The 26640-nt window shown below is 66.9% G+C and carries 19 protein-coding genes; 8 read left to right on the top strand and 11 right to left on the bottom strand.

Features of this window, described 5'->3' with window-relative positions:
* Window positions 1-37: 37 nt before the first annotated feature.
* The 3 genes from LPN03_RS06790 to LPN03_RS06780 all read right to left on the bottom strand — a co-directional run bounded on the left by LPN03_RS06790 (window position 38) and on the right by LPN03_RS06780 (window position 7331).
* Window positions 38-4918: an NAD-glutamate dehydrogenase gene (locus LPN03_RS06790; RefSeq protein WP_262453650.1), complete on the bottom strand. Its 4881-nt coding sequence runs from the start codon at window positions 4916-4918 to the stop codon at window positions 38-40.
* A 92-nt stretch (window positions 4919-5010) separates the two neighbouring features.
* A complete protein-coding gene (locus LPN03_RS06785; protein WP_262453649.1) occupies window positions 5011-6693 on the bottom strand; it encodes a CpaE family protein in 1683 nt (560 codons plus the stop codon).
* A complete protein-coding gene (locus tag LPN03_RS06780; RefSeq protein WP_262453648.1) occupies window positions 6690-7331 on the bottom strand; it encodes a hypothetical protein in 642 nt (213 codons plus the stop codon). Before LPN03_RS06780 ends, LPN03_RS06785 begins: the two co-directional genes overlap by 4 nt.
* Before the next feature lie 250 nt (window positions 7332-7581).
* Between LPN03_RS06780 and LPN03_RS06775 the strand changes: the two genes are divergently transcribed.
* Complete coding sequence (locus LPN03_RS06775) at window positions 7582-7815, top strand: helix-turn-helix domain-containing protein (protein ID WP_165182133.1); 234 nt, start codon at window positions 7582-7584, stop codon at window positions 7813-7815.
* On the opposite strand, the gene LPN03_RS06770 is transcribed toward LPN03_RS06775, so the two are convergent.
* Window positions 7812-8372 carry a hypothetical protein gene (locus LPN03_RS06770; protein WP_262453647.1) on the bottom strand — a complete coding sequence of 187 codons (561 nt, stop codon included), beginning with the start codon at window positions 8370-8372 and terminating at the stop codon, window positions 7812-7814. The two genes, LPN03_RS06775 and LPN03_RS06770, sit on opposite strands and share 4 nt — an antisense overlap.
* 159 nt (window positions 8373-8531) lie before the next feature.
* Here LPN03_RS06770 and LPN03_RS06765 point away from each other — a divergent pair, with 159 nt between their 5' ends.
* Window positions 8532-9350, top strand: a complete 819-nt coding sequence (locus LPN03_RS06765; RefSeq protein WP_262453646.1) for a LysM peptidoglycan-binding domain-containing protein — start codon at window positions 8532-8534, stop codon at window positions 9348-9350.
* Window positions 9351-9466: 116 nt separating this feature from the next.
* A complete protein-coding gene (locus LPN03_RS06760) occupies window positions 9467-10183 on the top strand; it encodes an Rv3235 family protein (RefSeq protein WP_262453645.1) in 717 nt (238 codons plus the stop codon).
* Here the strand turns inward: LPN03_RS06760 and secA are convergent.
* The 7 genes from secA to mtrA all read right to left on the bottom strand — a co-directional run bounded on the left by secA (window position 10180) and on the right by mtrA (window position 20616).
* Window positions 10180-12966 (bottom strand): preprotein translocase subunit SecA, encoded by a 2787-nt coding sequence (gene secA / locus LPN03_RS06755; RefSeq protein WP_262453644.1) that lies wholly within the window; start codon window positions 12964-12966, stop codon window positions 10180-10182. The two genes, LPN03_RS06760 and secA, sit on opposite strands and share 4 nt — an antisense overlap.
* Before the next feature lie 115 nt (window positions 12967-13081).
* Window positions 13082-14323 carry a winged helix-turn-helix domain-containing protein gene (locus tag LPN03_RS06750; RefSeq protein WP_262453643.1) on the bottom strand — a complete coding sequence of 414 codons (1242 nt, stop codon included), beginning with the start codon at window positions 14321-14323 and terminating at the stop codon, window positions 13082-13084.
* A gap of 66 nt (window positions 14324-14389) precedes the next feature.
* Entirely contained in the window at window positions 14390-15094 is a 705-nt protein-coding gene (gene hpf / locus LPN03_RS06745) for a ribosome hibernation-promoting factor, HPF/YfiA family (RefSeq protein ID WP_262453642.1), read from the bottom strand.
* 127 nt (window positions 15095-15221) lie between these two features.
* Complete coding sequence (locus LPN03_RS06740; RefSeq protein WP_262453641.1) at window positions 15222-16133, bottom strand: ComF family protein; 912 nt, start codon at window positions 16131-16133, stop codon at window positions 15222-15224.
* 90 nt (window positions 16134-16223) lie between these two features.
* Window positions 16224-17969, bottom strand: a complete 1746-nt coding sequence (locus tag LPN03_RS06735; RefSeq protein ID WP_262453640.1) for an LpqB family beta-propeller domain-containing protein — start codon at window positions 17967-17969, stop codon at window positions 16224-16226.
* Window positions 17966-19894: an MtrAB system histidine kinase MtrB gene (mtrB, locus tag LPN03_RS06730; protein ID WP_262453639.1), complete on the bottom strand. Its 1929-nt coding sequence runs from the start codon at window positions 19892-19894 to the stop codon at window positions 17966-17968. The genes LPN03_RS06735 and mtrB overlap by 4 nt, the downstream gene beginning before the upstream one ends.
* 47 nt (window positions 19895-19941) lie before the next feature.
* Complete coding sequence (mtrA, locus tag LPN03_RS06725; protein ID WP_165182142.1) at window positions 19942-20616, bottom strand: MtrAB system response regulator MtrA; 675 nt, start codon at window positions 20614-20616, stop codon at window positions 19942-19944.
* A 329-nt stretch (window positions 20617-20945) separates the two neighbouring features.
* On the opposite strand from mtrA, the gene LPN03_RS06720 reads away from it, so the two are divergent.
* From LPN03_RS06720 to LPN03_RS06700, 5 genes are all read left to right on the top strand, one after another.
* Window positions 20946-22589: a hypothetical protein gene (locus LPN03_RS06720; protein ID WP_262453638.1), complete on the top strand. Its 1644-nt coding sequence runs from the start codon at window positions 20946-20948 to the stop codon at window positions 22587-22589.
* 11 nt (window positions 22590-22600) lie between these two features.
* Window positions 22601-23269, top strand: coding sequence for a DUF4129 domain-containing protein (locus LPN03_RS06715; RefSeq protein ID WP_262453637.1), 669 nt, complete (start codon window positions 22601-22603; stop codon window positions 23267-23269).
* Window positions 23266-24531: a DUF4350 domain-containing protein gene (locus tag LPN03_RS06710; RefSeq protein ID WP_262453636.1), complete on the top strand. Its 1266-nt coding sequence runs from the start codon at window positions 23266-23268 to the stop codon at window positions 24529-24531. The genes LPN03_RS06715 and LPN03_RS06710 overlap by 4 nt, the downstream gene beginning before the upstream one ends.
* Window positions 24528-25622 carry an AAA family ATPase gene (locus tag LPN03_RS06705; protein ID WP_262453635.1) on the top strand — a complete coding sequence of 365 codons (1095 nt, stop codon included), beginning with the start codon at window positions 24528-24530 and terminating at the stop codon, window positions 25620-25622. The genes LPN03_RS06710 and LPN03_RS06705 overlap by 4 nt, the downstream gene beginning before the upstream one ends.
* Window positions 25623-25625: 3 nt before the next feature.
* The coding region (locus LPN03_RS06700) for a DUF58 domain-containing protein (RefSeq protein ID WP_262453634.1) at window positions 25626-26640 on the top strand (1015 nt) is incomplete at its 3' end.

Raw genomic sequence — 26640 nt, 5'->3', positions numbered from 1 at the left:
CACCCCCCGTGGGGCGCGGGCACCGGCCGTGTAGTTGCTAGCGCCGAACGATCGAACGCAAGAGCCTCAATGCTACCGACAAGGAGGCCATGTCGTCCTGCTCAAGCTCATTCACCTCGGCAAACATCTTGGTGGCACGCGTGAGCTGTTCCTTGTTCTGTGCCTCCCAGCCTTCGATGCGGGCCATTGTGCCCGTCCCGTTTTCGGTGCTGTGCATGACGTTGCTGGCCATGTCCGCCGTGGTGGCGTACAGGTCATCCCGCAGGGCGGCACGGGCCAGTGCCTGCCAGCGGTCATTGCGTGGCAGTGCCGTGATCCGCTCCAGCAGGGCGTCCACGCCGTAGCGGTTGTACAGCGCGTAGTACACGCTGGCCACATCCTCCACAGGCTCGTCCACGCTGGCACTGACCTTGGCCACGTCCAGCAGGGGGAACGTTTCGAACAGTTCCGCCCACTGCAGCCCCAGTGCGTCGGGCATGTTGAACGACTTGGCACGGTCGCGCCACAACTGCACGCGGTCCACGTCCACGCCCTGGAAGAAGTCACCCATTCGGGCCCCCAGCGAGGAGACAACAGGCTTGAACTGGCCAATCACCTCGGCGATGGTGCGCTGGCCGGTGCTCTCGTTGACCAGCCACCGCAGGGCGCGGTCCAGCAGCCGGCGCATGTCCAGCTGCACCGTGCACCACTGCTCGGTGGGGAACGACGGCGGCAGCTCGCGCAGCGCCGCAGTCATGGCGTCGAAGTCGTAGATTTCGTGCAGGGCCACAAACGCCTTCGCAATCGCCACTTCGTCGGCCGAGGACTCCTCCATGGCGCGGAAGGCAAACGTGATCCCGCCCAGGTTCACCATGTCGTTGGCCACCACGGTGGCAATGATTTCCCGGCGCAGGGGGTGGGTGTCGAGTTCGGCGTCGAACCGTTCGGCAACCTGGGCCGGGAAGTACCGGCGCAGCGTCGACTTGAACCACGGATCATCGGCCAAGTCGCTGTCGCTGAGCGCCGTAGCGAGTTCCATCTTGGCGTAGGCGGCCAGCACGGCCAGCTCCGGCGAGGTGAGTCCCTGGCCGCCCAAGAGGCGCTCATGGAGTTCCTCATTCGTGGGCAGCGCCTCGATGCCCCTGTCCAGCTCGCCGTTCTTTTCCAGCCAGTCCATGAACCGTTCGTAGCTGGGGCTCCACTCCACCACGCGCTGGCGGTCGTTGAGCAGCAGCACGTTCTGGTCGATGTTGTCCTCGAGCACCAGGTGCCCTATTTCCTCGGTCATGGACATCAGGAACGCTGCGCGCTCGTTCGTCTCCAGCTTGCCGGCGGCCACCATGCGGTCCACGAAGATCTTGATGTTAACTTCATGGTCGGAGCAGTCAACACCCGCCGAGTTGTCAATGGCGTCGGTGTTTAGGATGACCCCGTGCAGTGCAGCCTCCACGCGGCCGTGCTGGGTCATGCCCAGGTTTCCGCCTTCACCGACCACCTTGACCCGCAGGTCCCGGCCGTCCACGCGGATGGCGTCATTGGCCTTGTCGCCCACTTCGGCATTGCTTTCCGTGCTGGCCTTGATGTACGTGCCGATTCCGCCGTTGTAAAGCAGGTCCGTGGGGGCCAGCAGCACGGCCCGCAGCAGTTCCGGCGGGCTCAGCTTGACGGTTCCCTCGGGCAGCCCCAAAACCACCCTGACCTGTTCGGATACGGGGATCGACTTGAGCGTGCGGGAGTAAATGCCGCCGCCTTCACTGATCAGTTCCTTGTTGTAGTCCTGCCAGGAGGACCGGGGCAGGTCATAAAGGCGCTGGCGCTCGTCAAAGGCAGCGCCCGGTTCCGGGTTCGGGTCCAGGAAGATATCCCGGTGGTCAAAAGCTGCCACGAGGTGCACGTGGCGGGTGCGCAGCAGGCCGTTTCCAAAAACGTCGCCTGACATGTCGCCAATCCCCACTGCCGTGAACTCCTCGGCCTGGGTGTCGACGTCGAACTCGCTGAAGTGGCGCTTGACGGACTCCCAGGCACCGCGGGCCGTGATGCCCATTTCCTTATGGTCGTAACCCACGGAGCCGCCGGAGGCGAAAGCGTCGCCAAGCCAGAAGCCATACTCTGCCGATATGGCGTTGGCTGTGTCGGAGAACGATGCCGTCCCCTTGTCAGCGGCCACCACCAGGTACGTGTCGTCCGAGTCATGTCGGACCACGTTCTCCGGCGGCACAACCACTTCGCCGTCGGCCGTGGCCACGAGGTTGTCGGTGACGTCAAGGAGGCCGCGGATGAAGGTCTTATAGCTTTCCTTGCCCTCCGTGATCCAGGCGCCCCTGTCAACGGCCGGGTTGGGCAGCTGCTTGGGGAAGAAGCCGCCTTTTGCGCCCGTGGGGACGATGACGGCGTTCTTGACGGTCTGGGCCTTGACCAGGCCCAGGACCTCGGTGCGGAAATCTTCGCGGCGGTCCGACCAGCGCAGGCCGCCGCGGGCCACCTTGCCAAAGCGCAGGTGGACGCCTTCAACGCGTGGGGAATACACCCAGATTTCAAACATTGGGCGTGGGAACGGCAATCCGTCGATCCCTGAGGGGTCGAGTTTGAGGCTGAGAAAGTCACGGCCGCGGTAGTAGTTGGTGCGCAGTGTCGATTCAAGCAGGTTGGCAATGGTGCGCAGGACACGGTCGGCGTCCAGTGTTGACACCTTTTCCAGAGCTTCAAGGAGGCCTCCGCGGACCTCGTCCAGACGACTGACGCGGGTCTCCTCCGCAACTGCCGGGTTGAAGCGGGTCTCAAACAGCTCCACCAACGCCCGGGTGACGGCGACGTTGTGGAGCAGGGTGTCGGCAATGAAGCCAAAGGAGTTGGTGTTTCCCATCTGGCGCAGGTACTTGGCATAGGCGCGAAGAATCACGATCTGGCGCCAGTCCATGCCCTCGGTCAGCACCAGCCGGTCAAAGAGGTCGGATTCGCTGGCCCCCGTCGTGGCTGCACCGAAGGCGTCGGTCAGCAGGCTGGCCGTGGCCAGCGGGTCCACGCCGGTCGGGTACTTCAAGCCCAGGTCGTAGAGGAAGAAGTCGCGTTTGTCGGCCGTCTCAATCTCAAACGGGCGTTCGTCAATGACCTCAATGCCGAGGTTGTGGAAGAACGGCAGGATGTTGCTCAAGCTCTGGGGGTGGGCCATGTACAGCTTGACGCGGGCATCGCCGTCGCGTCCGTCCTGGGAGGTGGCGGGCACGTAGACGTGCATGCCGGGCGCGCACTTGTCCGGGCTGGTCCCGGCCTCCACCACCAACTTGTAGTTGCTGTCAAAGTCCTCGAAGCGGGCAATGTCCTCGAGGGCGTCCTCCACTTCAAAGTCCACGCGGTAGCTGGCGGGGAAGGCGTCGGCCCACTTGGCGGCCAGCGGCTCGGCAGCGTCCAGGGGATAAGTTTCCCTAAGCACCTGGGCAATGCCTTCGGGCCAGGACCTGGCAGCCATGACGAGCCGCTGCTCCAGTTCTGCCGTCTGGAGGTTTTCCGGGACGTAGTAGTCCTTGGGCAGGCGGATCCGGAAAAACAGGCGGGCCAGCGCCGACTCGCTCATGCGGGCTTCAAAGTCGATGGAGACGGCGTTGAAGGTGCGGGTGAGTTCATCCTCAATGCGGCGGCGGACGGCCGTGGTGTAGCGGTCGCGGGGGATGTAGATCAGTGCCGACATGAAGCGGCCGTAGATGTCCGGGCGCAGGAACAGGCGGGTGCGGCGGCGTTCTGCCAGGCGCAGGATGCCGTTGGCGGTTTCAATGAGGTCTTCAACCTCAATTTGGAACAGTTCATCGCGCGGGTAAGTTTCCAGCACGGCAAAAAGGTCCTTGCCGGAGTGGGAATCGGGGGGGAAGCCAAAGTGGCGCAGGACAGCGTCGACCTTTTCACGCACCACGGGAATGTTGCGCACCGATCCGGTGTAGACGGCCGAGGAGAACAAGCCGATGAAGCGCTGCTCGCCGTTGACGTTGCCCTGGGAGTCGAAGGACTTGATGCCGATGTAGTCCAAGTAGGCGGCGCGGTGCACCGTGGAACGGGAGTTGGCTTTGGTGATGACCAGGACGCGCTTTTCGCGCGCCTTGCGCTGGCCGGTGGTGGTCAGGTGCTGCACGGTCGGGTGGCTGGAGCCGTCACGCAGCAAGCCCAGGCCGCTGCCTTCGCGGTTGACCAGCACGTCTTCGCCGTCCTGCTTGACCAGGTCGTATTCCCGGTAGCCCAGGAACGTGAAGTTGTCGGCATCCATCCAGTGCAGCAGGTCCTCGGCCTCACGGATGTCGTTCAGCGACTCCCCGGCCAGCTCGGTGGCCAGCACCTCGGCCCGGCTCAGCGCCTTCTCCCGCATGACGGGCCAGTCTTCGACGGCGGCGCGGACATTTGCCAGGACCTTTACCAGCCCTGCCACCAGGGCCGCCTTTTCGGCGTCGCCGGCCTTGTCAATCTCGACGGCGATCCAGGACTCGAGGTGGGCGGCGTTGTCACCTTCGGCAATCAGGTGCGCGATGCTGGGGAGCGTGGACGTGTCTCCGCTGGCCACGCCTGCGTGGGAAGGCACCTTGCTGACCCCTGCCAGGGAGTGGTCCGTCTTGTTACGCGAGACCACGAACATGGGGTGGGTCACCAGGCGGATGGCGTGGTTCTGGTGCACCAGTTCGGCGTTGACGGAGTCAACCAGGAACGGCATGTCGTCGGTGACAATGTAGACCATGCTGGCGTCGCGCTCGTCCAGCACCTCAACATTGACGGTTCCAGGGGCGCGCCCCTGGGCAAGCTCACGGTGCGTCAGGGCCCGGGCGTCAAGGACGGCAGGATCGTAGGCAGCGGTGTCCTCATCGGACAATTGCACGTAGTAGTCGGTGATGAACTGCCGGTCACCGGGGCTCAACCGGGAAGGGTCTTGTACAGACTCGGTCGTGGGTGAGTTAGACGACATAAAAAAACGCCTCCGTCAAAGAAGAAAAGGCCGCTTCTTTGCGGCCTCACCCAGAGCCTAGCCCGGATTTCCGGGCCCCGCTGTGGCGATTGTTACAGTGCTTTGCGAATCTGTTGGACGTGTGCACAAGAAATCTTTTGAATGGCCTGTCGCAACGGCGAGTCCGGGGACACCTCCAGCAGCAGCCGCCCTTCCAGCAGGGCCTTGTCCGTAGTTTCGGCATCCCAGGGCAGGAAGTGGCCAATGGGCTGCTGCGGGCCAAACCGCTCCCATGCCTGTTCCAGGGCCTTGGCAGGGGAACCGCCCACGGCCTTGCGCCGCACCTTGTTCAGAACCACCGAGATGGTGGCGCCCGACATTCCGCCGGGACCCTCGGCCAGCTCCGCAAGTGCCCGGATCAACCGAGGAATGCCGATGGCGTCGCCACTGCCCACTGCATAAATGGTGTCCGCCCGGGCCAGAACAGCCAAGGTGGCGGCATTGCGCCGGGGCGCAACCGTGTCGTAGCTCAGTTCCTCATCCGTCTCCAGGCAAAATCCGCAGTCGACCACCACCGCATCCACCAGGTCACGTGCGGTGTGCAGCACCCGTTCGACGGCGGCAGCCCTTAGCTCCGGCCACCGGTCGGCCCGGGTGAGGCCGGTCAGCAGCAAAAACGTGCCCCCGTCGAAGACCACCTCAGTGCAGATCTTGGACAGGCTCGCAGGGCTCAGCACCCCCTGGTCGGCAACGCGGCAGGCCTGTGCAAAGGAGGCGGACTCGTCCAACAGGCCCAGGCTGCCGGCCACTGAGGCACCGTAGCTGTCGGCATCCACCACCAGCACGCGGCGCCCTTGGGCGGCAAGTTCCGCGGCCAGGTTGAGGGCCAAAGTGGTTCGGCCGGGTGAGCCAATGGGCCCCCAAACGGCAATGGTCTCGGGCCGTGCCGACACCCCCGGTCCGGCATGGCCCTCCGGAGCTGCGGTTCCCGCCAGCGCCACCGTTGAAGCAGAGTGGCCGGGTTTAGGCGGGCGGTCGTGGCCGCGGGGGCGTCGCGCCAGCGGGTTCAGCCGGGTCGGTCCCCTACCGGGCCTTGCCAGCCCCCGGAGCACGGTGAAGCCTTTGGCCCATTTCAGATCCGGCGTTCCGGCGGCCGATGCACTCTTCTTTGCAGCTGGAAGTTCCTTTCCTGTGAACGCCCGCCGACCTGAGCCTCCCTGCGATGTCGGGTCCTGATCCGCAACGCCATCGGAGTCACTTCCACCTGAACCGCCAGCGGAGGCACCTACTCCTGAACCACCAGCACGACCGGACGGGACAGCGCTGCCCCGGGAGCCGGCGTCGTGCCCGGTGAAACTTCGATCATCGCCTTGCGGCATGGCTGTCGACGAAGCCGCGGCGCCGTCCGCAGCCAGGGGGACACTGTAGGCGGCCGACCGTGGATGACTGCGTGCCCTGACTGCTGCCAGCACGGCATCCACCACGGTATGGGCCGTCACGGCCCCCGTGACAGGCGAGGCACCAATTCCGCGGAGCCGGCCGGCCTCCTCCTGCGTGCCCGCCACGGCAACCACGCCCACCCCCACTGCCGTCAGGCGGTCCACCAAGGTTGCCGTCAGCCCCTCGGAACCCTCCGCAACCACTGCCACCTTGGCCAGCCCGCTCTGGCAGGCTGCAAGCAGGCCGGCCAATTCCGGGCAGCGGCGCACCACGGCGACGGCCCCGCGCTGGCGCTCCAGGGCGTCTATGGCGTGCCCGCCGGTGTCCCCCACCGTCACGACAGGCACGGCGTTCATTGCCCGGCTCCGGGATTCCACACAACGGCGACCTTTGCTTTGTTGGCCACGGCGCCCAATATCCGCGGCATCTGTGTGTCGCTGACCAGCACCAGCAGCTGGGTGGTCTTCCCGGAACCCAGGCCGCCGGAAGCCGTGTTCAAGGCCGCCACCTCGGTTCCCGGCAGCATCAGCACCGGCTCGTGATAGCCGTTGTGCTCGTCGGGCAGGGCCACCCACACGTCCACGTGCGAACCGACGACCACTTCTTTCGGCAAGGGCTCGGCCACCGTCAGAGAGGCGGGTTTGCGGTCAAGGGCATCCGTGCCGCCAATGCTGGAAACGGGCACCAGCTCTCCCTTAGGGACCAGGCGGACGGCCACCGCGTGGGCCGGGAGCTGGTTTCCCGGGTTGAGGTATTTTGCGTCAACGTCGCCCAGCCTGACCTGGACCACGCCAAAGGATTCCGGGCCCACGCTCTGCCCCACCACGAGTGAGTCACGCGCCACATACATGGGAACGGTCTTGTCCGCCCCACCCACCAGTGCCACAACGGAGGCCACGGATGCCAACACCAGCAGCACCCCCACCAACAGCCGCGGATCCTTCCACGACGGCTTGCCCAGCCGCGGCGCCTCCGCTTGTCCATCCATGCTCATGGCCCCCTCCCAGCAACAAAGGCCCACCTACAACAACGCCCCCAGGCGCGGATCAGCGGCAGGGCGCTTGCCCCGACGCGGAGTGGACCGCAGTGCTTCATTCTTACCGTCAATCCTTCCCACGGGATAGCCCCAAACACCAAATGGCGTAATTCTGTGGATAAACAGCGAAAACGGCACTATGGGGCTGAGCGAGAGCAAACAGTGGATAAACCATGCAAACCATGGCAAAAAGGAGGATACTGGGACCATGCCTAGATTCCTGACCTTGGCCGACGTGGCCGAACAACTTCAAATCTCTGCAGCGGCGTGCTACCAGCTGGTCCACAGCGGCGAGCTTCCGGCCTTCCAGATCGGCGGGCGGGGGCAGTGGCGCGTGGACGAGGCCAAGTTTGAACAGTTCATCGAAGACCGCCATTCTGCGGCACGTGCCATGCTCGCGTCCGAAAACGCCGCGCAGCCCGCCGCAAAACAACCCCGCTAGAACTCGTTGTCGGCCGAGGACATGATGGACACCATCGCCTCCACCGGTACCACCACGCGGCCCAGCTGATTATCGCGGGCCCGCGCCACGCCGTCGGCCAATTGCTGGACCACCACGAAATCCGCACCGACCTGGTCCAACACGCCACGCACCGTGGCCGGCTGGATTGAATCCAGTTCCAGGACCACCACCGCACGGTTGCGCGCCAGGATTCGCAGCGCCGCCGCCAGGGAGTGGCGCACCCTGCCCTGCTGGGACGCCCTCGCCGGCCCCAGCCCGGACACCCGCAACACCTTCGCCAGCGGCACCACCACCGAACGTCCGCCTTCCAACAGCAGCATCCACTGGCCCTCCACACGCTGGACCTGCCCATGATGGACGACGCCGTTGCGCAGCACCGCGCCAACCTTGCCGCCCAACGCCCCCCGCAGGGCATCGGCCAGCGACACCTGGGCCGCTTCCACCCTCGCCAATTCGTTGATCCTCAGCTCGAAGTCCTGCTGCTCGGCCGCGTGCCACTGTGCATCCAGGTCCCCAAACAACCCATCCCATCGCATGCCGCCACGCTAAGGGCACCGTTCCGTCCCGTCAAGCCGGACGCCGTCCACAATTATCGCCAGGGTATGGACAAACAGAAGAGAAGAGGGTCAAAATGATCTAGAACACATCAAACGTTGTCAAAGACGTTCAAATCACAGGAAACTTTCGGGGGAAACATGAAGAAGCAGCTGGGCGCCGACGCCGCCATGGCCGTGGCAATCCTTGTCTTGGGTGCATCGCTGGTCTTCGCGGGCAGCACGCTGCTGCGACACCGCCTTGCCGGCGGCGCCGGCCAGTTACGCATGGAAGAACTCATCGGAGCCCTGTCTGCCGGGGCCGGAATTGCCGTGGCGCTGTGGTGGCTGGCTGCCCTCTCCGGCGCACTGATATCGGCGGTTGCCCACGTGTCGGGCCGACCGCGGCTGGCAGCCGGCGCGGCGGCGTGGTCGCCGGCATTCATGCGGCGCCTGGTGGCTGCCGTACTGGGACTGAACCTGATGGCCGCGCCTATGGCCATGGCAGCGGGCGGCGGCACCGCCCCCGTTGACCCCACCTGGCGCGCCGGCACAGTGGCCGCCGCTCCTGCCATTCCCGGCGTGGCTGCCACGGCCGGCGGCGGTGCAGCGCCTGGTGACGTAAGTGCAGCGGCCGGCGGCGGCGCGGCCGTCAATCCGGCGTGGACACCGCACGGGCCGGCCACGGATCCCGGGCCCCTGGTCAGCCCGGCTCGGCGCCCTGCGGCCGGGCATCCCGCTGCCGGACGGCAGGTTGGCAATGTGCAGGACAAGTCAGTCCCGGAATCCGGGGCCGGCACGGTGGTTGTCCAGGGCGGGGACACCCTGTGGTCCATCGTTGCCACCTCGCTGGGCCCGGATGCCAGCGATGTGGAAGTGGCCGACGCCTGGCCGCGCTGGTACCAGGCCAACAGGGCAGTCATCGGCCCGGACCCCAACATCATCCTGCCGGGCCAGGTGCTCCTCACCCCGTTCAGCTGACCTGAGTTCAGCTGAACGGAAGGGGCGCGGACGCAATACTTCAAAAGCTAGGCCGGAGCACCTCACCAAAATTTTCAAGCAAGCGATTCACAACGCACTGTTCAAAGGGGAACTTCATGAGCACCATGGCCATTCCGGAAGAAACTGCCACCATTACGCCGCTGGTCCGGCGTCCGGCACCGGCTACGGCCGGGAACTCGGGCGCTGACACGGTGGGAACTGTCGTCAGGATGCCGCAGCGCCGCACGACGGCCACCGTTCCGGCCGGCACGACGGCCAGCCCTGCTGCCGCCGTGCCAGGCGCAGCGCCAGGCGCCGCCGTCAGGGGAGGCCGTCCGACAAGCGGCCAAGTAGGCAGCCAGGCGGTTACGGATCCGCGGGCCGACGCCACCGTCCTGGACCCCATGAAGTCGGAGCGGGCGCTGGTGGCGGAGATGACGCGCAAGATCGCACTGGCAACCCTTGAAGTGCTCAGCGGCGCCCGCTCGGTCCAACAGCTTGCCCGTTGGCTGGACACCAGGTGCTTCAGTGCCCTGACCACCCGGGCCAGGCTGCACGCCTCGGCCTGCGCCGCCCAGGACCGCCGCCTAAGCCACGACGGCGCCCCCGGCGCAACAGCCGGCGCAGCATCCGGCGGAGCCTGCGGAACTGCCGATAACGTCCGGACGCTGCACCGCCAGCCGATCGTCCACTCAATCCACTGCAGCCCCGTGTGCCCGGGCGTCTACGAAACGTCGGTCGTGATTGCCGACAGCACGCGATTCCGCGCCATTGCCATGCGCTTCGAGGAGTCTCGCGGCGCCTGGAAGGTTACGGCGCTTCAGATTGGCTAGCGCTTCTTCTTGCTCTTCTTCTTGTTGCCGGAGCGCTTGGCCGACGGCGGCAGGCCGTCCCCGCTGGAGCGCCGTTCCACATGGACTTCGGCGTCGCCCTGGGCGTCTGGGGCCGTGAACTGCAGCTGGGCAGGCTTGGCCGGGGCTTCCAGCCCGGGGGCCGTGATGTGCGGGGCGGCATGCACCGTCTCACCACCTGCGGCTTCGGAGGCGGCTCCGGAGACGCGGTCCATCAGTCCAGCGGGCGCCTCGGCCACCACCCCAACGGCGGTTTCGGGAGCATTTTCCACCTGGACTTCCAGGTTGAACAGGAAGCCAACGCTTTCCTCACGGATGGCAGCCATCATCGCCTGGAACATTTCAAAGCCCTCGCGCTGGTACTCCACCAACGGGTCGCGCTGGGCCATGGCCCGCAGGCCAATGCCTTCCTTGAGGTAGTCCATCTCGTAGAGGTGTTCCTGCCACTTGCGGCCCACCACGGAGAGCACCACGCGGCGTTCAAGCTCGCGCATGGTCTCCGAGCCCAGTGCCATTTCGCGTTCGCGGTAGGCCACCTGGGCGTCGGAGAGCAGCTCCGTCTTGAGCATTTCACCGGTGATGCGGCCGGGGCCGCCGGACTCCTCGGCAAGGTCGTCAACCGTAATGGCCACAGGGTAGATGGTGCGCAGGTTCGACCACAGCGAGGTGAAGTCCCAATCCCCGGGATGGCCCTCGTTGAGGGTGGCATCAATGATTTCATTGACGGTGTCTTCCAGGAAGTACTGGACCTTTTCGTGGAGGTCATCGCCTTCCAGGATGCGGCGGCGGTCCCCGTAGATGGCCTCGCGCTGGCGGTTCAGGACGTCGTCGTACTTCAGGACGTTTTTGCGCTGCTCGGCGTTGCGGCCCTCAACCTGGCCCTGTGCCGAGGCTATCGCCTTGGACACCAGCTTCGATTCCAGTGCGACGTCGTCCGGCATGGAGGAGCGTGACATGAGCCGCTCCGCGGCACCGGAGTTGAACAGGCGCATGAGGTCGTCGGTCAGGGACAGGTAGAAGCGGGACTCCCCCGGATCGCCCTGGCGCCCGGAACGGCCGCGCAGCTGGTTGTCGATGCGGCGGGATTCGTGGCGCTCGGTGCCCAGCACGTACAGGCCGCCGGCTTCCAGGACGGCTTCGTGCTCGTCCTTCACCGCCAGTTTGGCTGCTTCAAAGGCGTCATGCCAAGCTGACTCGTACTCATCCGGCGTTTCCTCAGGGTCCAGGCCCTGCGCTGCCAAGGTGGCCACGGCGTTGAATTCCGCGTTCCCGCCGAGCATGATGTCAGTGCCGCGCCCGGCCATGTTCGTGGCGACGGTGACCGCGCCGCGGCGCCCGGCCTGGGCCACAATGGCGGCCTCACGGGCGTGGTTCTTGGCGTTGAGGACCTCGTGCTTGACGCCCTTTTCCGCCAGTTTCTTGGAGAGGTACTCGCTCTTTTCCACGCTGGTGGTGCCCACCAGGACCGGCTGGCCGGTCTCGTGGCGGTTGGCAATGTCCTCAACGACGGCGTCGAACTTGACCACCTCGTTTTTGTAGACGAGGTCGGGCTGGTCGACACGGCGCATGGGCATGTTGGTGGGGATCGGGACCACTCCGAGGGAGTAGGTGCCCATGAATTCGCTGGCTTCGGTCTCGGCGGTGCCGGTCATGCCGGAGAGCTTCTCGTACAGGCGGAAGTAGTTCTGCAAGGTCACGGTGGCCAGGGTCTGGTTCTCCGCCTTGATTTCCACACCCTCCTTCGCCTCGATGGCCTGGTGCATGCCCTCGTTGTAGCGCCGGCCCGGCAGGATGCGCCCGGTGTGCTCGTCAACGATGAGGACCTCGCCGTCCATGATGACGTAGTCCTTGTCGCGCTTGAACAGTTCCTTGGCCTTGATGGCGTTGTTCAGGAAGCCGATCAGCGGCGTGTTCGCGGATTCGTAAAGGTTGGAAATGCCCAGGTAATCCTCGACCTTTTCAATGCCGCCTTCCAGGACGCCGACGGTGCGCTTCTTTTCATCGACCTCGTAGTCGTCGTCGTTGTCCAGGCGCAGCACCACCTTGGCGAATTCGCCGTACCATCGGTTGGCGTCGCCGGAGGCGGGGCCGGAAATGATCAGCGGCGTGCGGGCCTCGTCAATGAGGATGGAGTCAACCTCATCGACAATGGCAAAATGGTGGCCGCGCTGGACCAGTTCGTCCTTGCTCCAGGCCATGTTGTCGCGCAGGTAGTCAAAGCCAAACTCGTTGTTGGTGCCGTACGTGATGTCCGCGGCGTACTGGGCACGGCGCACTTCAGGGTCCTGGTTGGAGATGATGCAGCCGCTGGTCAGGCCCAGGAACCGGAAGACGCGCCCCATCAAATCGGATTGGTACTGGGCCAGGTAGTCATTCACCGTGACCACGTGGACGCCCTTGCCGCCAAGTGCATTCAGGTAGGCCGGCGCCGTGGCGACAAGGGTCTTGCCCTCACCAGTCTTCATTTCGGCAATGTTGCCCAGGTGCAGGGCCGCGCCGCCCATCAGCTGGACGCGGAAGTGCCGCAGGCCCAGGGTGCGCGAGGATGCCTCACGCACGGCGGCGAACGCCTCGGGCAGCAGGTTGTCGAGCGACTCGCCCTCCGTATGCCGAAGCTTCAGCTTGTCCGTTTCCTCACGCAGCTCCGCGTCGGTGAAAGTCTGGAAGGGCTCTTCCAGGGAATCAATGGCGTCAGCGAGCACGTTAAGTCGTTTGAGCGTCTTGCGATCGCCCGTACGAAGAACCCGCTCAAGAAGTGATGGCACGAAATTGCTCCCAATCTGTGGCTGCCTAAAAGTGGCGTGACCAGTCTACGTGAGAAGAGGCACACCAAACGTCCAGTTTTCCACGCCCGGCCGGGTATTGCCTGAATGCCAGCCGTCACGTTCCATCCGGCACGGCGGGCGCGCGCCCTCGTGTTTCCCGGCCCAGCTCAGCCGCCAGGTTCCCTTGGGGAAGCACGACGACGTCGGACAGTCCCAGCCAGCGTGCCATGAGCGCCAACTCGGCTGCGAGCTCGATGGCAGTGTCGGCCGGGGCGCCGGCCTCAGCATACGCGCCGCGAACCTCCAGCCGGCCGGCCTGCCGGTCCGCCTTCAGGTCCACCCGGGCGGCCATGGTTTCGCCCAGCAGAAACGGCAGCACGTAGTAGCCGAATTTTCGTTTGGGGGCCGGTGTGTAGATTTCCAGGCGGTAGTGGAAGCCAAAAAGCTGCTCGAGCCGTTTCCGTTCAAACACCAGGGAATCGAAGGGGCTCAGCAGCGCCCGGCCCCGGGCCCTGCGCGGGATTCGTGCTTCCGCATGCAGGTACGTGGGCGCATTCCAGCCGTCCACGGTGACGGCTTCAAGCACACCTTTGGAGACCAGCTGCTGCACTGAGCGTGCGGCTTCCCGTACCGGCAGGCGGAAGTAGTCGGCAAAACAACGCAGGGTGCCAATCCCGTGGGCGCGTGCGGCCGCCTCGATAAGCCGGTCCATGGCAGCGTCCTTGCCGCCGTCCGCCGATGCGTTCCTGCGATGGGCGGGGGGAAGAACCTTGTCCACAACCGAGTACCGGCGCTCAAACTGGTCATTCCTGGAAGCGGCACCCACCACGCCTGCCTCGAAGAGGCCCTCCAGGGTTCGCTTGACGGCGCTCCAGTTCCACCCCCACTCATCGTGGTTTTTTGTCTCAACATGGCCTATGCGGTCCTTGACCTGGCGGGCTGTCAGGGGGCGGCTATGTGCCAGGAGTTCGAGGATCCGGCCCTCCAGGGAGTCCCGCAGTGCCGGGTCGAGACTGCTGGCGCCCACCCATTTCCTGTTTTGCCACAAGAGCAGGTCGTGGAAATGTCCGGGCCGGATGAAGCTTGCCTCGTGGGCCCAGTACTCCATCATCTTGCGCGGGGCGGTGCCGGAAAGCGTGTCCAGGATGCTGCGGTCATAGTTGCCCAGCCGGGAGAAGAACGGCAGGAAGTGGCTCCGCGAGACGATGTTGACGGAATCGATCTGCACCAGCTGCAGTTGCTCAAAAGTCCGGCCCACCGCCCGCGCAGTGGCGGGTCGGGTGGGCCGGACTTCGGCGAGTCCCTGTGCGTTGAGTGCAATGCGCCGGGCCTGTGACAGGCTCAGGCGTGCAGCCATGCGTGGTGCTCCTTGGGATCGATTGCTGATGACGCGTGGTGGTCGGGGACGAGCCCCGCGACGACACTACACCCGGGCAGGCTCATCAGGTGAGCGGTAGGCTGAAATTTCCTCGGACCCTTCGTCCTGGTCGGCGTTGGCGTCGAGGGAAATCACCCCGTACGTCCACCCGCGGCGTCGGTACACCACGGACGGGATGCCGGTGGCCGAGTCGATGAAGAGGTAGAAGTCGTGCCCCACCAATTCCATGTTGTCCACTGCGTCGTCCAAGGTGAGCGCGGTGGCCGGGAACACCTTGCGGCGGATCAACACGGGCGAATCCCCCGCAGGGATGTCATTCTCGATTTCGTACGGGGACCTGTCCGCAACGACAGCCGGTTCGGTCTGCGCATAGATGGGCTCGGTGCTGCTGACCGGGGCGAGGGACCCCGTGGCGGTGTTGACGGCCACGGGGGCGTGGCGGCCGTGGTGGACCTTCTTCCTGTCCTTGGCCCTGCGCAGCCGCTCCAACAGCTTGCCATAGGCGAGGTCAAAAGCAGCGAACTTGTCCGAAGCAGCCGCCTCGGCGCGGATCACCGGGCCCCTGCCCAGCACGGTGAGCTCCACCGTGAGGGGGGAATCTGCAGTACGGGACTTGGTCTCCTTGGAAACCTTGACATCGACACGCTGGACCTTGTTGGCCAGCTGCTCGATCTTCGTGAGCTTTTCGCCGGCGTATTCGCGGAAACGGTCTGAAACACTCAGGTTGCGACCGCTGATCATGAACTCCATGGTGCCCTCCAAATAACTTCGGTGACACGGCGGCCGGCTAGCAATCCACGTTACGTTCCTGGCCGCCGACGGGTGGTTTCCCCTTGGAAGAGGTACCCGTTCACTCACGTTAGTTCACTGAATCCGTTTATTCATCTTTTGTGCACAAACTATTTTCGGCGAGTCCTCCACCGGGGCCTTCCACCGTGTCACGACCGGGGGCCCCGGCTGCTGCCAGCACCAGGGCGCCGATCACGCGGGCCCCGCATCTTTCCAATGTTTGGGCGGCTTCGCGGACGGTGGAGCCTGTGGTCAGGACGTCATCAACAACCACCACGAACGCCCCGTCAAGGTTCGCTGCCGGCCGAATCCCCCACGGCAGCCATGCCCGAAGGCGCATGCTGTTGCGGACGTTGCGCCGGCGGGCGGCCCGCCCCAAGCCCTTTTGGTGGTGCCGCCGCCATGGCGGCCGTGCCTTGGCCGCGAGGGCGGGCACGACGACGACGCCAGCCGGAATCCGCTGCTCCCGCTGGACGGCGCGCAGCAGCATGGCCACGGGATCGTAGCCGCGCCGCCGCCAGCCGCTTCCCGTGCTCGGGACAGGAACCAGCACCAGGTCCCGGCCGGCGGCCTCGGGCAGCAGCCCGGGCAGGCTGTCCATCCCCCGCGCCAAGCAGCGTCCCAGCACGGAGGCAAGTTCCGTGCGGCCGTGGTTCTTGAACGCCAGGATCGTGGCAGCCAGGACGTCGCGGTACTCACCCGCGGCCACCACGGGCAGCAGCACTTGCCCGAAGACGCTGACCAGCGCATCCGCGGAATCCTCGGCTCGACAGGGCGTGCGCGTATGCAGCCGCAGCAGCCGCGCGCAGCCGGGGCACAGGGCGGCATCCTCGCGACCGCAGGAAACGCATTCGGCCGGCATCACCAAGTAAAGAAAGTCGCGCCACGCCGCTTCCGCCCAGAGCCAGGCCCGCGCCCACCGGCGGGCGGGCAGCTCCCTGTGCCGGCCGCCGTCGAACGCCGGCTCCCGGCCCTGCTCCTCCGCCACCGCTCCGCCCATGGTTCAAGCATGGGCCGGACGGCCGCCGTCGTGCCGGCCAAAGTCACCAACTGTGGAAAGCCGCAGCGCCGGCACCGCCTGTGGAGGGAGCTAGCCGGCGTAGGCTGCCTGGCGCAGCGACTTGACGGACGGTTCCCACCTGTTGCCCACATTGTTGAAGACGCCTTCGGAGGTCTGGGCGTGGACATTGCGCACCCCGGCCCCGGCACTGAGCCACTGGGCGCCGGCAATTGCGGGGAGCGGCACAGGGTCCAGGGCCAGGTCCAGGATCTGGATGGTGACCGGTGCCGAGACTGCCGGCGCCATGACGGCAACGCTGGACTCATCCACCCACACACCCACGGTCGGGTTGCCGGAATCGACCAGCGTTGCGGGCTGCGTCAGCTCCTTGGGCACGTCGCCGGAGGTGAAAATGCCGGTGATCGACACGCGGGTCACCCCGTCAGCATCCGAAATGACCAACGCGCGCGTGCCGTCCCGGGACACCCGCAAGGTGGTCACATGCCGCCCCGCCAGCCACGGCACCGTGAGCACCACGGGCTGGGTTTCCTTGGCGCCGGGATTGGCGTTGACGGCCATGACGGTCCCGGAACCATCACCCGTTGCCGTCCACAACCATCCGTTCGGGGCAAAGGAGGGCGGGGTCAGGGCCGTGCCAACGGCAGCCACCGCCGGCACCTGCCCCGGCGACACCTTGTAAACCTGGCCACCTCCGCCGGCGAGGAAGGCAAATTCATTCCCGGAGTAGGCAATGGCGGGGGCGGAAGGCCCCAAATTCGCAATGGACGCCAGGGCGGCAATTGGCGAAACCTTGCTGCCGTCGAACTTGACCAGCTCGTTCTTGGACAGCGCCACCTGGGTTGGCGGCACCGCCGGATCCAAGATCATTGGTGCCACGACGTCGGAGGAACCACCCATGTCCACTTCCCGCTCGTCGGCCAGGAACTGCAGGTCGGTCACCGTGCTGAGGGCCTTCTGCAACGTCAGGAGCAGCTGTGCCCGCATCTGCTGGCGCTGGCGCACGCTGGTGGCCAAGAGCGGTTGAGCCGTGAGCCCCACCTTGGCAATGCCGTTGTTGACGGGCACGGAATCGCGTTCCAGGGCTATCCCGTTGGGAAAGGCACTGACCACGGCGCCCTTGAGGTACGGCGCAGGACCGGCCAGCATGGCGCGCACAATGGCCGTGGCGGTCTTGGGCGCCCGCCCGGCCAGCCACCTGACATCCGGCACGCCCCGGGTGAACGAGGGGTCGTAAAAGTACAGCGACACCGGGCTGAACAAGGCCTGGAACGTGGAGGGTGAGAGGACCACGCCGTCGGGCGCCTTGGCGATGCGCCACTCGCCGTCCACCTGGGCCAGGGACATGTCAAGGGTCTCCGTGGTGCCGGCGTCCGCCGGGGTGAGAACGCCGTTGGCATCCACCGTGGATGCCACGTCAAAGGTGACCTTGTACGTGCCCTTGTCCGCGCCGGGCGCCACGGAAAACGCGTTCTTGTACACCAGCGTCCGCTTGTCCGGGGCCCACGACTGGGCCAGCCCCGCGGTCAGGTACTGCCGAGCCACCTGGTAGTCATCGCTAATGCCGGTCCCGGACTCAATGAAACCGCGGATGATGCTTTCCGGGGATGCGCCCGCCACAGGGGCAAACTGCTGGAAGCTGACGTTGATGTTGTTGCTGTGGGGCAGCACCGGATCGCTCTTTCCCACCGGGCCCCGGGTGGGAATGGCCGCGCAGCCTGCCGCCACAAAAAGTACGACGACGGCCATCACCAGGGCGGCCAGCAGGACTTTGGCCCGTGCCCGCGATGGCACCGACGCTGCGTTGGACGCTCTCATGGGAGCTCCGTCCGTGCGGGGCTGCCAGCTGCCGGCGGTTCGCCGTGGAGGGCGGGGCTGATGCCGCCGAGCGCGCCCACCACGCCCATGGCGCCGGTGTTGGTCAGGATCGGCCCCGTGTTCAGGTTCAGGGACGCCGCCCCGGCACCGCTGTCCGGAGGGAGCGGGACCGGGGAATGCGTCAGCACGCCGCCGCGCTTGCGGGGCAGGGTCAGCCTGAAGCAGGAGCCCTTGCCGGGCACACCCCAGGCCTCCAGCCAGCCGCCGTGCAACCGGGCGTCTTCCGTGGCGATGGACAGGCCCAGCCCGCTGCCACCGGTGGTGCGGGCGCGGGCGGGATCGGCGCGCCAGAACCGGTCAAAGACGTGGCCCAGAGCATCCGGGGACATGCCAACTCCATAGTCGCGCACAGCCACGGCCACGGCGTGGTCGTCGGCCGAGACAAAGATTTTCACCGGCTTGCCCTCGCTGTGTTCCACGGCGTTGAGCACCAGGTTGCGCAGGATCCTGTCGATCCGGCGGGCATCCATTTCCACGACGCACTTGTGGCTGCGCAGCCGGGTGACCACGGAAAGTTCGGAGTGGTTGGCGTCCGCCACGGGGGCTGCAACGTCTATGACGGAGTGGATGACGGAGAAAATGTCCAGCGACTCGACATCAAGGTCCGCAACGCCGGCGTCAAAGCGGGAAATTTCCAGCAGGTCGGCGAGCAGCAGTTCAAAACGCTCCACCTGGTGGAACAGCAGCTCCGAGGAGCGCTTGTTGACGGGGTCGAATCCGTCGCGGGCGTCGAACAGGACTTCGGCGGCCATGCGCACCGTGGTCAGCGGCGTTCGCAACTCATGGGAGACGTCGGAGACAAAGCGCTGCTGCATCTCCGAGAGGGTGGCCAGGGCGTTGATCTGGTCCTGCAGGGACGTGGCCATCTTGTTGAAGGACGTGGCCAGCCGCGCCATCTCGTCCTCGCCGACCACCTGCATGCGCTCCTCGAGTTCGCCGGCCGCCAGCTTTTCCGACACGGCGGCCGCCTGGCTGACTGGCTTGACCACTGTGCGCGTCACATACCAGGCAATGGCACCGATCAAAAGCAGCAGGATGGCGCCTGCCAGCCACAACACGGACTGGATGTAGTTGAGGGTGAGCTGGGCGCTGTTGAGGTCATAGATCATGTACAGCTCGTACTTGGTCTGCAGCAGTTCCACCTGGTTGCCCACCACGACGGCGGGATGGGAACCAGATGATCCGACGGGCAGGCTGATCGACTGCCAAAACTGTCCAGTGTCGTTGGCCTGCACTGCTGCACGCAGCGTATCCGGGATGATGGCGGAGGTGACGCCGCCCGAATCGGAGGAGATGACGGCCAGTTTGCTGGTCTGGCCGGGAATCTTGACCAGGAGGTACTTGCGGTTGTCGTCGGCGGCGCCCACGGCGAGCAGGCCGAGGGTGTCCTTGACATAGGACGACACGCGGGGCTGGTCACTGACACTGGCGTTGGAAAAATTGTCCTGGACCTGCGTGGCGCCGCGGGCCGAATCCTGCTGTGCCTGGGCCAGGCGTTCCTTGAACAGCCCGCTGGAGATCTGCCCCGCCAGGTATCCGCCCACGCCCACCACGGCAACGGACGCGATGACCAGCGTGGTGAAGACGGTTCGGAACTGCAGCGAGGTGCGCCAGCGCCGGGCCAGCGTGCGGCCGACTTTCCGGGCGGCACGCCACAGGGCCTTGCCGGCCACTGTCAGGACGTGGAGGATCTGCGCGCCCGGGGAGGCCACCACGCGGCCGTCTGGAGACCCGGCCCCCTCCAGGGCGCCGGCAACGGCGGAAGCCGCAGGGCCGTCGTCGTCCGTGGCCTGTGGGGCGGGCGCGCCAGCCTGGCCGGACGGGCCGGAATTCCTGTTCACTGCGGTCCTGCCACTGGTTTCCATGGTTGTTCCTGGACTAAATTATGCCCCCGGAGGGAGCGGCGCGCAGCCTATTGGCCGGCCTTGTAACCCACGCCACGGACCGTCAGGACCACCTCGGGAGCTTCGGGGTCGCGTTCGATCTTGGACCGCAGCCGCTGGACGTGCACATTGACCAAGCGGGTGTCGGCGGCGTGGCGGTAGCCCCACACCTGCTCCAAGAGCAGTTCGCGGGTGAAGACCTGCCAGGGCTTGCGCGCCAGGGCAACCAGGAGGTCGAATTCCAGGGGGGTCAGCAGCACCCGCTCCCCCGCCCGGCGCACGGCATGGCCGGCCACGTCGATGGTGATCTCGCCGATGACCAGGGTTTCCGGAGCCTTGACGTCACCGGGGCGCAGCCGGGCGCGCACGCGCGCCACCAGCTCGGCGGGCTTGAACGGCTTGGCCACGTAGTCATCCGCGCCGGATTCCAGGCCGCGCACCACGTCCGAGGTGTCCGACTTGGCCGTCAGCATGACAATGGGCACGTCCGACTCCGCCCGGATCAACCGGCAAATTTCAATGCCGTCAATGCCGGGCAGCATGAGGTCCAGGAGCACAAGGTCCGGCTTGTTGGTGCGGAATGTCTCCAGCGCCTTGGCCCCGTCGGCACAATAGACAGCTTCAAAACCGTCATTGCGCAGCACAATGCCGATCATCTCTGCCAGGGCTTCGTCGTCGTCCACCACTAAAATGCGTGCCTTCATACCTCTATATTTGCCTATTCCCGGCCGAAAGTCGCTTTTCGCCATTCCGCGGCGCGGGAGGGCGGCGGCCTGGGACCTCATGGGACCACCACGGGAGCGCTGCAGGGATGTCCGGCGTGGCGCCCGGCGTGGCGTTCGGCGCGGCGTTCGGCGCCACAACACTTCACGGCTGGCGCGGTGAATCCCATGGGAAATTCAGTTCTTCCCGATAGGGTTTGTACAAGGACGCCGCCACCGGCGCCCGGTCCGCCCCGGCCCTTAAGCGCCGGGCGGTCCGGGACCCGTTGGGCAGCGGCCCACTTGACGGGGGACACACTCAGGGGAGCACCATGACGCAGGAACCGCAGGAGCCGCAGCAACCGCCAGGGCAGCAGCCGCAGCCGCAGTGGGGGCAGTACGCGCCCCAGCAGCCGCCGGCACAGCCGCCGCAGCCGCAATGGGGCCAGTACGCGCCGCAGCAGCAGCCGCAACCGCAGCCCCAGTGGGGCCAGTACGCGCAGCCCCAGGGCTACGGGCAGCCCGGATACCAGCAGCCCGGATCCCAGCAGCCAGGGTACGGGCAGTATGTGGCACCGCCGAAGCCGGGCGTCATCCCGCTGCGCCCCCTCCGCCTGGGCGAGGTTCTTGACGGGGCGTTCCAGGCAGCGCGCCGCAACGGGAAGGCCATGTTTGGTTCCGCCCTGATATTCCAAGCCATCTCCGCCGCGCTGTCCCTGCTGATCATTGCCTTTGGCTTTGGCCAATTGGGCCTGCGCCTGATGGACGGCAGTTTCTTCACCGGCTCGTCCTCGGGCGGGCCCACCCCTGAGCAACTCGATTCGCTCCTCACCACCGGAATCGGAACAATTGCGGGGCTGATTGCGGTTTCCTTCGTGACAGCGCTGGCCCAGATGGTGCTTGAGGGGGCACTGGTGATTCCCGTGGTGCGGGCAGTGCTCAACCGCAAGACCGGATTTGGCCAGATGTGGCGGCTGGCCGGTCCGCGCGTCGGATCGCTGCTCCTGCTTGCCCTGATGTACGCCGTGGTGGCCGCCGTCGCCGTCGGAATCTACATCGGCCTGCTCGTGGCCCTTGTGGTCGGGGTGGTCAACATGAACAGCGAAACAGGCCCCCTTCAGGCGCTGGGGCTGGGCGTCCTGCTGAGCCTGCCGTTTGTGGCCGCTGCCGTGTGGGTCAGCGTCAAGGTGATCCTGGCTCCGGCCGCCATCGTCAGCGAGAACCTGCCGGCCTTTGCCGCGGTGAGGCGTTCCTGGCGGCTGACGTCCCACAACTGGTGGCGCACCTTCGGCATCACGGCGCTGGCCGCCATCATTGCCTCCTTCATTGGCGGCGTTGTCACCGCGCCAGTCGGCATCATCCTCGGCATGCTCACTCCCGTCATGGCCCCCAACCCCACTCCCGACCAGCTGCTCACCACCACCCTGATTGTCCAGGGCATCTCCGCGTTCGTCGGCGCCCTGGTGGGGGCCATCACCATGGCCTTCCAAAGCGGCGTGATGGCCCTGATCTATGTGGACCTGCGGATGCGCCGGGACGGCTTTGGGCTGGCGCTGCTCAAGGAGTCGGAATCAGGCACGGACGACGGCGGGATCCCCGGCCGCGATTGGACGGTCCCGGCAGGCGCCGTGCAAGGGGCCCCGACCGGTGTGCCTTACGCGGGGACAGGGTCCGGTGCGCCCGGCGGCCCGTCCGACCCAGGCGGCCAGTGGCCCCAGCAGTCCCCCGGCCAGCAGTGGCCCGGACAGCAGGCGCCCGCGCAGCAGTGGCCCGGACAGCAGTGGCCCGGACAGCAGGCGCCAGGCCCTCAGGCACCCGGCCCCCAGGCACCCGCCCAACCTGAGCAACCCACGGTGTGGCCCAGCGATTACCCGGCCGTGATGTATCCGCCAGCCCAATATCCCCCGGCCCAGTATCCACAGCCGCCATACCAACCGGGCCAGCCGCCGAACCAGCCGCCATACCAGGGCTTGTAGGCGCACCCCGCATGATTTTTTCCGCCCTGGCCCCGTACGCCGCCGTCGTGGATGTCCCCGTCACCCCCGGGGCAGATGAGGCGCGCCGCTGGGCGCAGGAGGAACTCGCCAAAAAGGTGTACCAGGATGCCAAGCCCGGCCTGGCACAGACCATCCTCGGCTGGCTGAAACAGGCACTGGGCGACTTCCTGAACGGCATGGGTTCCGTGCACGGGGATGCCGCCCTGTTGCTGCTTGTCGGCCTGGCGCTGGTGGTGGCGATTGCCGCCGTCGTCATTGTCCGGCCGCGGCTCAACCGGCGGAAGCGCGCTGCGCGGGACATCTTTGCGGGTGCGGCGGCGCTCACGGCCGCCCAGCACCGGGAACTGGCCGCGTCCGCCGCGTCGCGTGGCGATTTCGGCACGGCCGTGAGCGAACAATTCCGCGCCATGGTGCGTGCGGGTGAGGAACGCGGGGTGTGCCCGCCGTCGCCCGGACGGACAGCGGCCGAGGTGGCGGCTGACCTCGAACGGGCGTTTCCGGCCCACGGCCCGGCCCTGTCCCGCGCGGCCGGAACCTTCAACGAAGTCCGGTACGGCCATGCCGAACCCCACGCCTCCATGTACCAGGAGCTGGTGGCCCTGGACAGGGACCTGGCCGCCTCGGCCCCCGTGTACGCCGACGGACTGGCGGCGCTGTGAGCGCCCCGGCGACACAGGCGCAGTCCGGCGCCGGCGTTTTCACGGCCGACGGCGGCACTCCGGCCGAGCGGTTGCGTGCCGGTTGGCGCAAGCACCGATTTTGGCTCCTGGCCGGCACGCTTTTTGTAGCCGTGACCGTGGTCGGCCTGGTGGTGGGCACCTCCGGCGGGCAGGCGGCCGGCCCCCTCGCTGTTACGAACCCGGCCCCGTCCGGCGGGCAGGCCGCCGCGACCGTGTTGCGCAACCACGGCGTCACCGTTTCAGCCACTGACTCGCTGGCCGCCACACTGGACGCGCTTGAGGCCAACGGCCCGGGCTCCAGCACGGTGCTGCTGTACGACCCAAATTCACTGCTCAAGCCTGAGCAGGTGGCCCGCCTCGCCGGGTCGGCCGCCGATTCAGGGGCAAAGCTGGTGGCCATTGCACCCGGGCCTTTGGCGGCCAAACGCCTGAGCCCGGACATCAACAGCGCCGGATCCGTTGCCGCCGGCGGCCCGGCCGTCGCGGCGAACTGTGCCAATCCGGATGCCCAGGCCGCCGCATTCCTGGGCTCCCCGGCCGTAGAGGGATTCTCCGGCGGGTCCGGCACGTCCCCCCTCCGCATCTACACGGGGACGGAAAACTGCTTTGCGCCCAGTGGCAAGCCAGGGGCGCCTGGCATCCTGGCCCTTAATGCGGCCGCCGACGTGGCTGTCCTGGGCGATCCCGGCGTGGTGAGCAACCAGGCCCTGGCCAGCCAGGGAAATGCCGCCCTGGTGTTCCGCCTGCTCGGCAGCAGGGACAAGCTGCTCTGGTACACCCCCACGCTGAAGGACGTTCCCGTCGCCGCGCAGCCGCCCAGCCTGGCCGAGCTGACGCCCCAGTGGATCCTGCCGGCGTCGGCCTGGCTGCTGCTGGTAGCCGTGGTGGGCATGTTCTGGCGCGGCCGGCGCACCGGCCCCCTGGTCACTGAACCCCTGCCGGTGCTGGTCAAGGCCTCCGAAACCGTCACGGGGCGGGCGCGGCTGTACCAGGACGCCAAAGCTGTTGACACTGCGGCACGCACCCTCCAGCACGCCACGCTGACACGGCTGGCCCGGGAACTTCGCCTCGGCGCGTCCGCCGAGCTGGCGGCCGTGGTGGATGCGGCCGCCGCCCGCACCGGGCGCCCACGCCAGGAGCTGGCCGGGCTGCTGGTCCTGTCCAGCCCCCGCAACGAACAAGAGATGTTAACCATGGCTGCTCAACTGGCTGCCCTAGAGGAAGAAATCGCGCAACGATGAGCACACCCTACCCGGACGCCCCCTCCCCCGCCCAGCAGTACCCGGACGGACCCGGCGTCCAGCCCGCGGCGCCCCAGGCGGCACCCGCAACGCCGGCTGCGGCACCCGCGCCGCCGGCTGCAGCGCCAACCCAGGCGCCGCCGTCGGGCCCGGCCGCCGCCCTGCTGCAGGTCCGCGCCGAGGTGGCCAAGGCCGTCGTCGGGCAGGACTCCACGGTGACGGGGATGATGATTGCGCTGCTGGCCGGCGGGCATGTGCTGCTGGAGGGCGTGCCCGGCGTGGCCAAGACGCTGCTGGTGCGGGCCCTGTCGCAGGCGCTGAGCCTGGACACCAAGCGGGTGCAGTTCACGCCCGACCTGATGCCCGGCGACGTCACCGGCTCCCTGGTATACGACTCCCACACCTCGGAATTCACCTTCCGGGAGGGTCCCGTGTTCACGAACATCCTGCTGGCCGATGAAATTAACAGGACGCCGCCCAAGACGCAGGCCTCGCTGCTGGAGGCCATGGAGGAACACCAGGTCTCCGTGGACGGCGTCTCCCGGAAGCTGCCCGCGCCGTTCATGGTGGCCGCCACGCAAAACCCCGTGGAATACGAAGGCACCTACCCCCTGCCGGAGGCCCAGCTGGACCGCTTCCTGCTGAAGCTGACCATGGAATTGCCTGCCCGCGATGAGGAAATTGAGGTGATCCGCCGGCACAGCCTGGGCTTCGACCCGCAGGATCTGCGCGCCGCCGGGGTCAGGTCCGTGGCCGGCGCCGCCGACCTGGCACAGGCCCGCGCGGCCGTGTCGCGCGTGGACGTTGCCGCCGAAGTCCTGGCCTACATTGTGGACGTTGCGCGCGCCACCCGGCAGGCGCCGTCGTTCCAGCTGGGCGTTTCGCCCCGCGGCGCCACAGCCCTGCTCAAGTGCGCGCGCGCCTACGCGTGGCTGTGCGGGCGCAGCTTTGTCACCCCCGACGACGTCAAGGCGCTGGCGCTCCCCGCGCTGCGCCACCGCGTGGCCCTGCGCCCCGAGGCCGAGATGGACGGGGTGGCCGTGGACGGCATCCTGATGTCCATCCTGGCCACGGTCCCGGTGCCGCGCTAGCCCATGGCGATTTCCGGCAGGTTCTTCCTTCTGGCACTGCTGGCGGTGGTGCCCATCATTGCCGTGCCCGCGGCCGCCACGTGGCTGCTTGCCCTCGGCGTGCTGCTGCTGGTCCTGGTGGCGGACCTGCTGTTCGCGGCTTCCCCGCGCAGTGTGTCCCTGCGCCGCGAACTGCCCGCGGGCGTGCGCCTGAGTGAGGGCACGACGGCGGTGCTCCGGCTGGCGAACCATTCTCGCCGGCTGCTGCGGGCCCGGGTGAGGGACGGCTGGCAGCCCTCCGCCGGGGCCGCCAATGCCGTCCAGGACATACGGATCCCGGCCGGGGAACGGAGGTCCATGACGGTCTCACTGCTGCCTGCCCGGCGGGGTGACCTGCGCGCCGAACATGTCACGATCCGCTCCTTTGGCCCGCTGGGCATGGCCGCACGGCAAGCCACCATTACGGCCCCGGGCACGCTGCGGGTGCTGCCGCCGTTTCATTCCAAGCGCCACCTGCCGTCCAAGCTGCGCAAGCTCCGTGAGCTGGACGGCAAGGCAGCTGTGCAAATCCGCGGCGCCGGCACCGAATTTGATTCGCTCCGGGACTACGTGCGTGGCGACGACGTCCGCTCCATCGATTGGCGCGCCACGGCCCGGCGCCGCGACGTGGTGGTGCGCACCTGGCGGCCGGAACGGGACCGGCGCGTGGTCATTGTGCTGGACACCTCGCGCACCTCCGCGGCCCGGATCGAGGACGAACCGCAGCTGGACACCGGCATCGAGGCGTCCCTGCTGTTGGCCGTGCTGGCCGAACGCGGCGGCGACCGGGTCAGCCTCATTGCCTACGACCGGCGGGTCCGCACCCGCGTCTCCTCCTCGGGCAAGGGCAACATGCTCGGCGCCATGGTGCAGGGGCTGGCGCCGCTGCAGCCGGAGCTGATCGAGCTGGACGCTGCGGGCGTGCCGGGCCAGGTGCGGGCCGTGACGGCGCACCGTGCTCTGGTGGTGCTGGTGACGTCCCTGGACGCGGGCGCGGCGG

Source organism: Arthrobacter sp. A2-55 (genome assembly GCF_025548615.1).
GTDB lineage: Bacteria > Actinomycetota > Actinomycetes > Actinomycetales > Micrococcaceae > Specibacter > Specibacter silviterrae.
Note: the sequence above shows the minus strand (reverse complement) of the source record. Positions and strands in the feature narration are given on the sequence as shown.

What these genes read in the sequence shown, in the direction of transcription:
- LPN03_RS06720 (WP_262453638.1), top strand. Translation starts at nt 20,946, where the DNA reads ATGACGCAGGAACCGCAGGAGCCGCAGCAACCGCCAGGGCAGCAGCCG.
- LPN03_RS06775 (WP_165182133.1), top strand. Translation starts at nt 7,582, where the DNA reads ATGCCTAGATTCCTGACCTTGGCCGACGTGGCCGAACAACTTCAAATC.
- mtrB (WP_262453639.1), bottom strand. Translation starts at nt 19,894, where the DNA reads ATGGAAACCAGTGGCAGGACCGCAGTGAACAGGAATTCCGGCCCGTCC.
- LPN03_RS06770 (WP_262453647.1), bottom strand. Translation starts at nt 8,372, where the DNA reads ATGCGATGGGATGGGTTGTTTGGGGACCTGGATGCACAGTGGCACGCG.
- LPN03_RS06760 (WP_262453645.1), top strand. Translation starts at nt 9,467, where the DNA reads ATGAGCACCATGGCCATTCCGGAAGAAACTGCCACCATTACGCCGCTG.
- LPN03_RS06790 (WP_262453650.1), bottom strand. Translation starts at nt 4,918, where the DNA reads ATGTCGTCTAACTCACCCACGACCGAGTCTGTACAAGACCCTTCCCGG.
- mtrA (WP_165182142.1), bottom strand. Translation starts at nt 20,616, where the DNA reads ATGAAGGCACGCATTTTAGTGGTGGACGACGACGAAGCCCTGGCAGAG.
- LPN03_RS06705 (WP_262453635.1), top strand. Translation starts at nt 24,528, where the DNA reads ATGAGCACACCCTACCCGGACGCCCCCTCCCCCGCCCAGCAGTACCCG.
- LPN03_RS06740 (WP_262453641.1), bottom strand. Translation starts at nt 16,133, where the DNA reads ATGGGCGGAGCGGTGGCGGAGGAGCAGGGCCGGGAGCCGGCGTTCGAC.
- LPN03_RS06735 (WP_262453640.1), bottom strand. Translation starts at nt 17,969, where the DNA reads ATGAGAGCGTCCAACGCAGCGTCGGTGCCATCGCGGGCACGGGCCAAA.
- hpf (WP_262453642.1), bottom strand. Translation starts at nt 15,094, where the DNA reads ATGGAGTTCATGATCAGCGGTCGCAACCTGAGTGTTTCAGACCGTTTC.
- LPN03_RS06715 (WP_262453637.1), top strand. Translation starts at nt 22,601, where the DNA reads ATGATTTTTTCCGCCCTGGCCCCGTACGCCGCCGTCGTGGATGTCCCC.
- LPN03_RS06765 (WP_262453646.1), top strand. Translation starts at nt 8,532, where the DNA reads ATGAAGAAGCAGCTGGGCGCCGACGCCGCCATGGCCGTGGCAATCCTT.
- LPN03_RS06780 (WP_262453648.1), bottom strand. Translation starts at nt 7,331, where the DNA reads ATGAGCATGGATGGACAAGCGGAGGCGCCGCGGCTGGGCAAGCCGTCG.
- LPN03_RS06785 (WP_262453649.1), bottom strand. Translation starts at nt 6,693, where the DNA reads ATGAACGCCGTGCCTGTCGTGACGGTGGGGGACACCGGCGGGCACGCC.
- LPN03_RS06750 (WP_262453643.1), bottom strand. Translation starts at nt 14,323, where the DNA reads ATGGCTGCACGCCTGAGCCTGTCACAGGCCCGGCGCATTGCACTCAAC.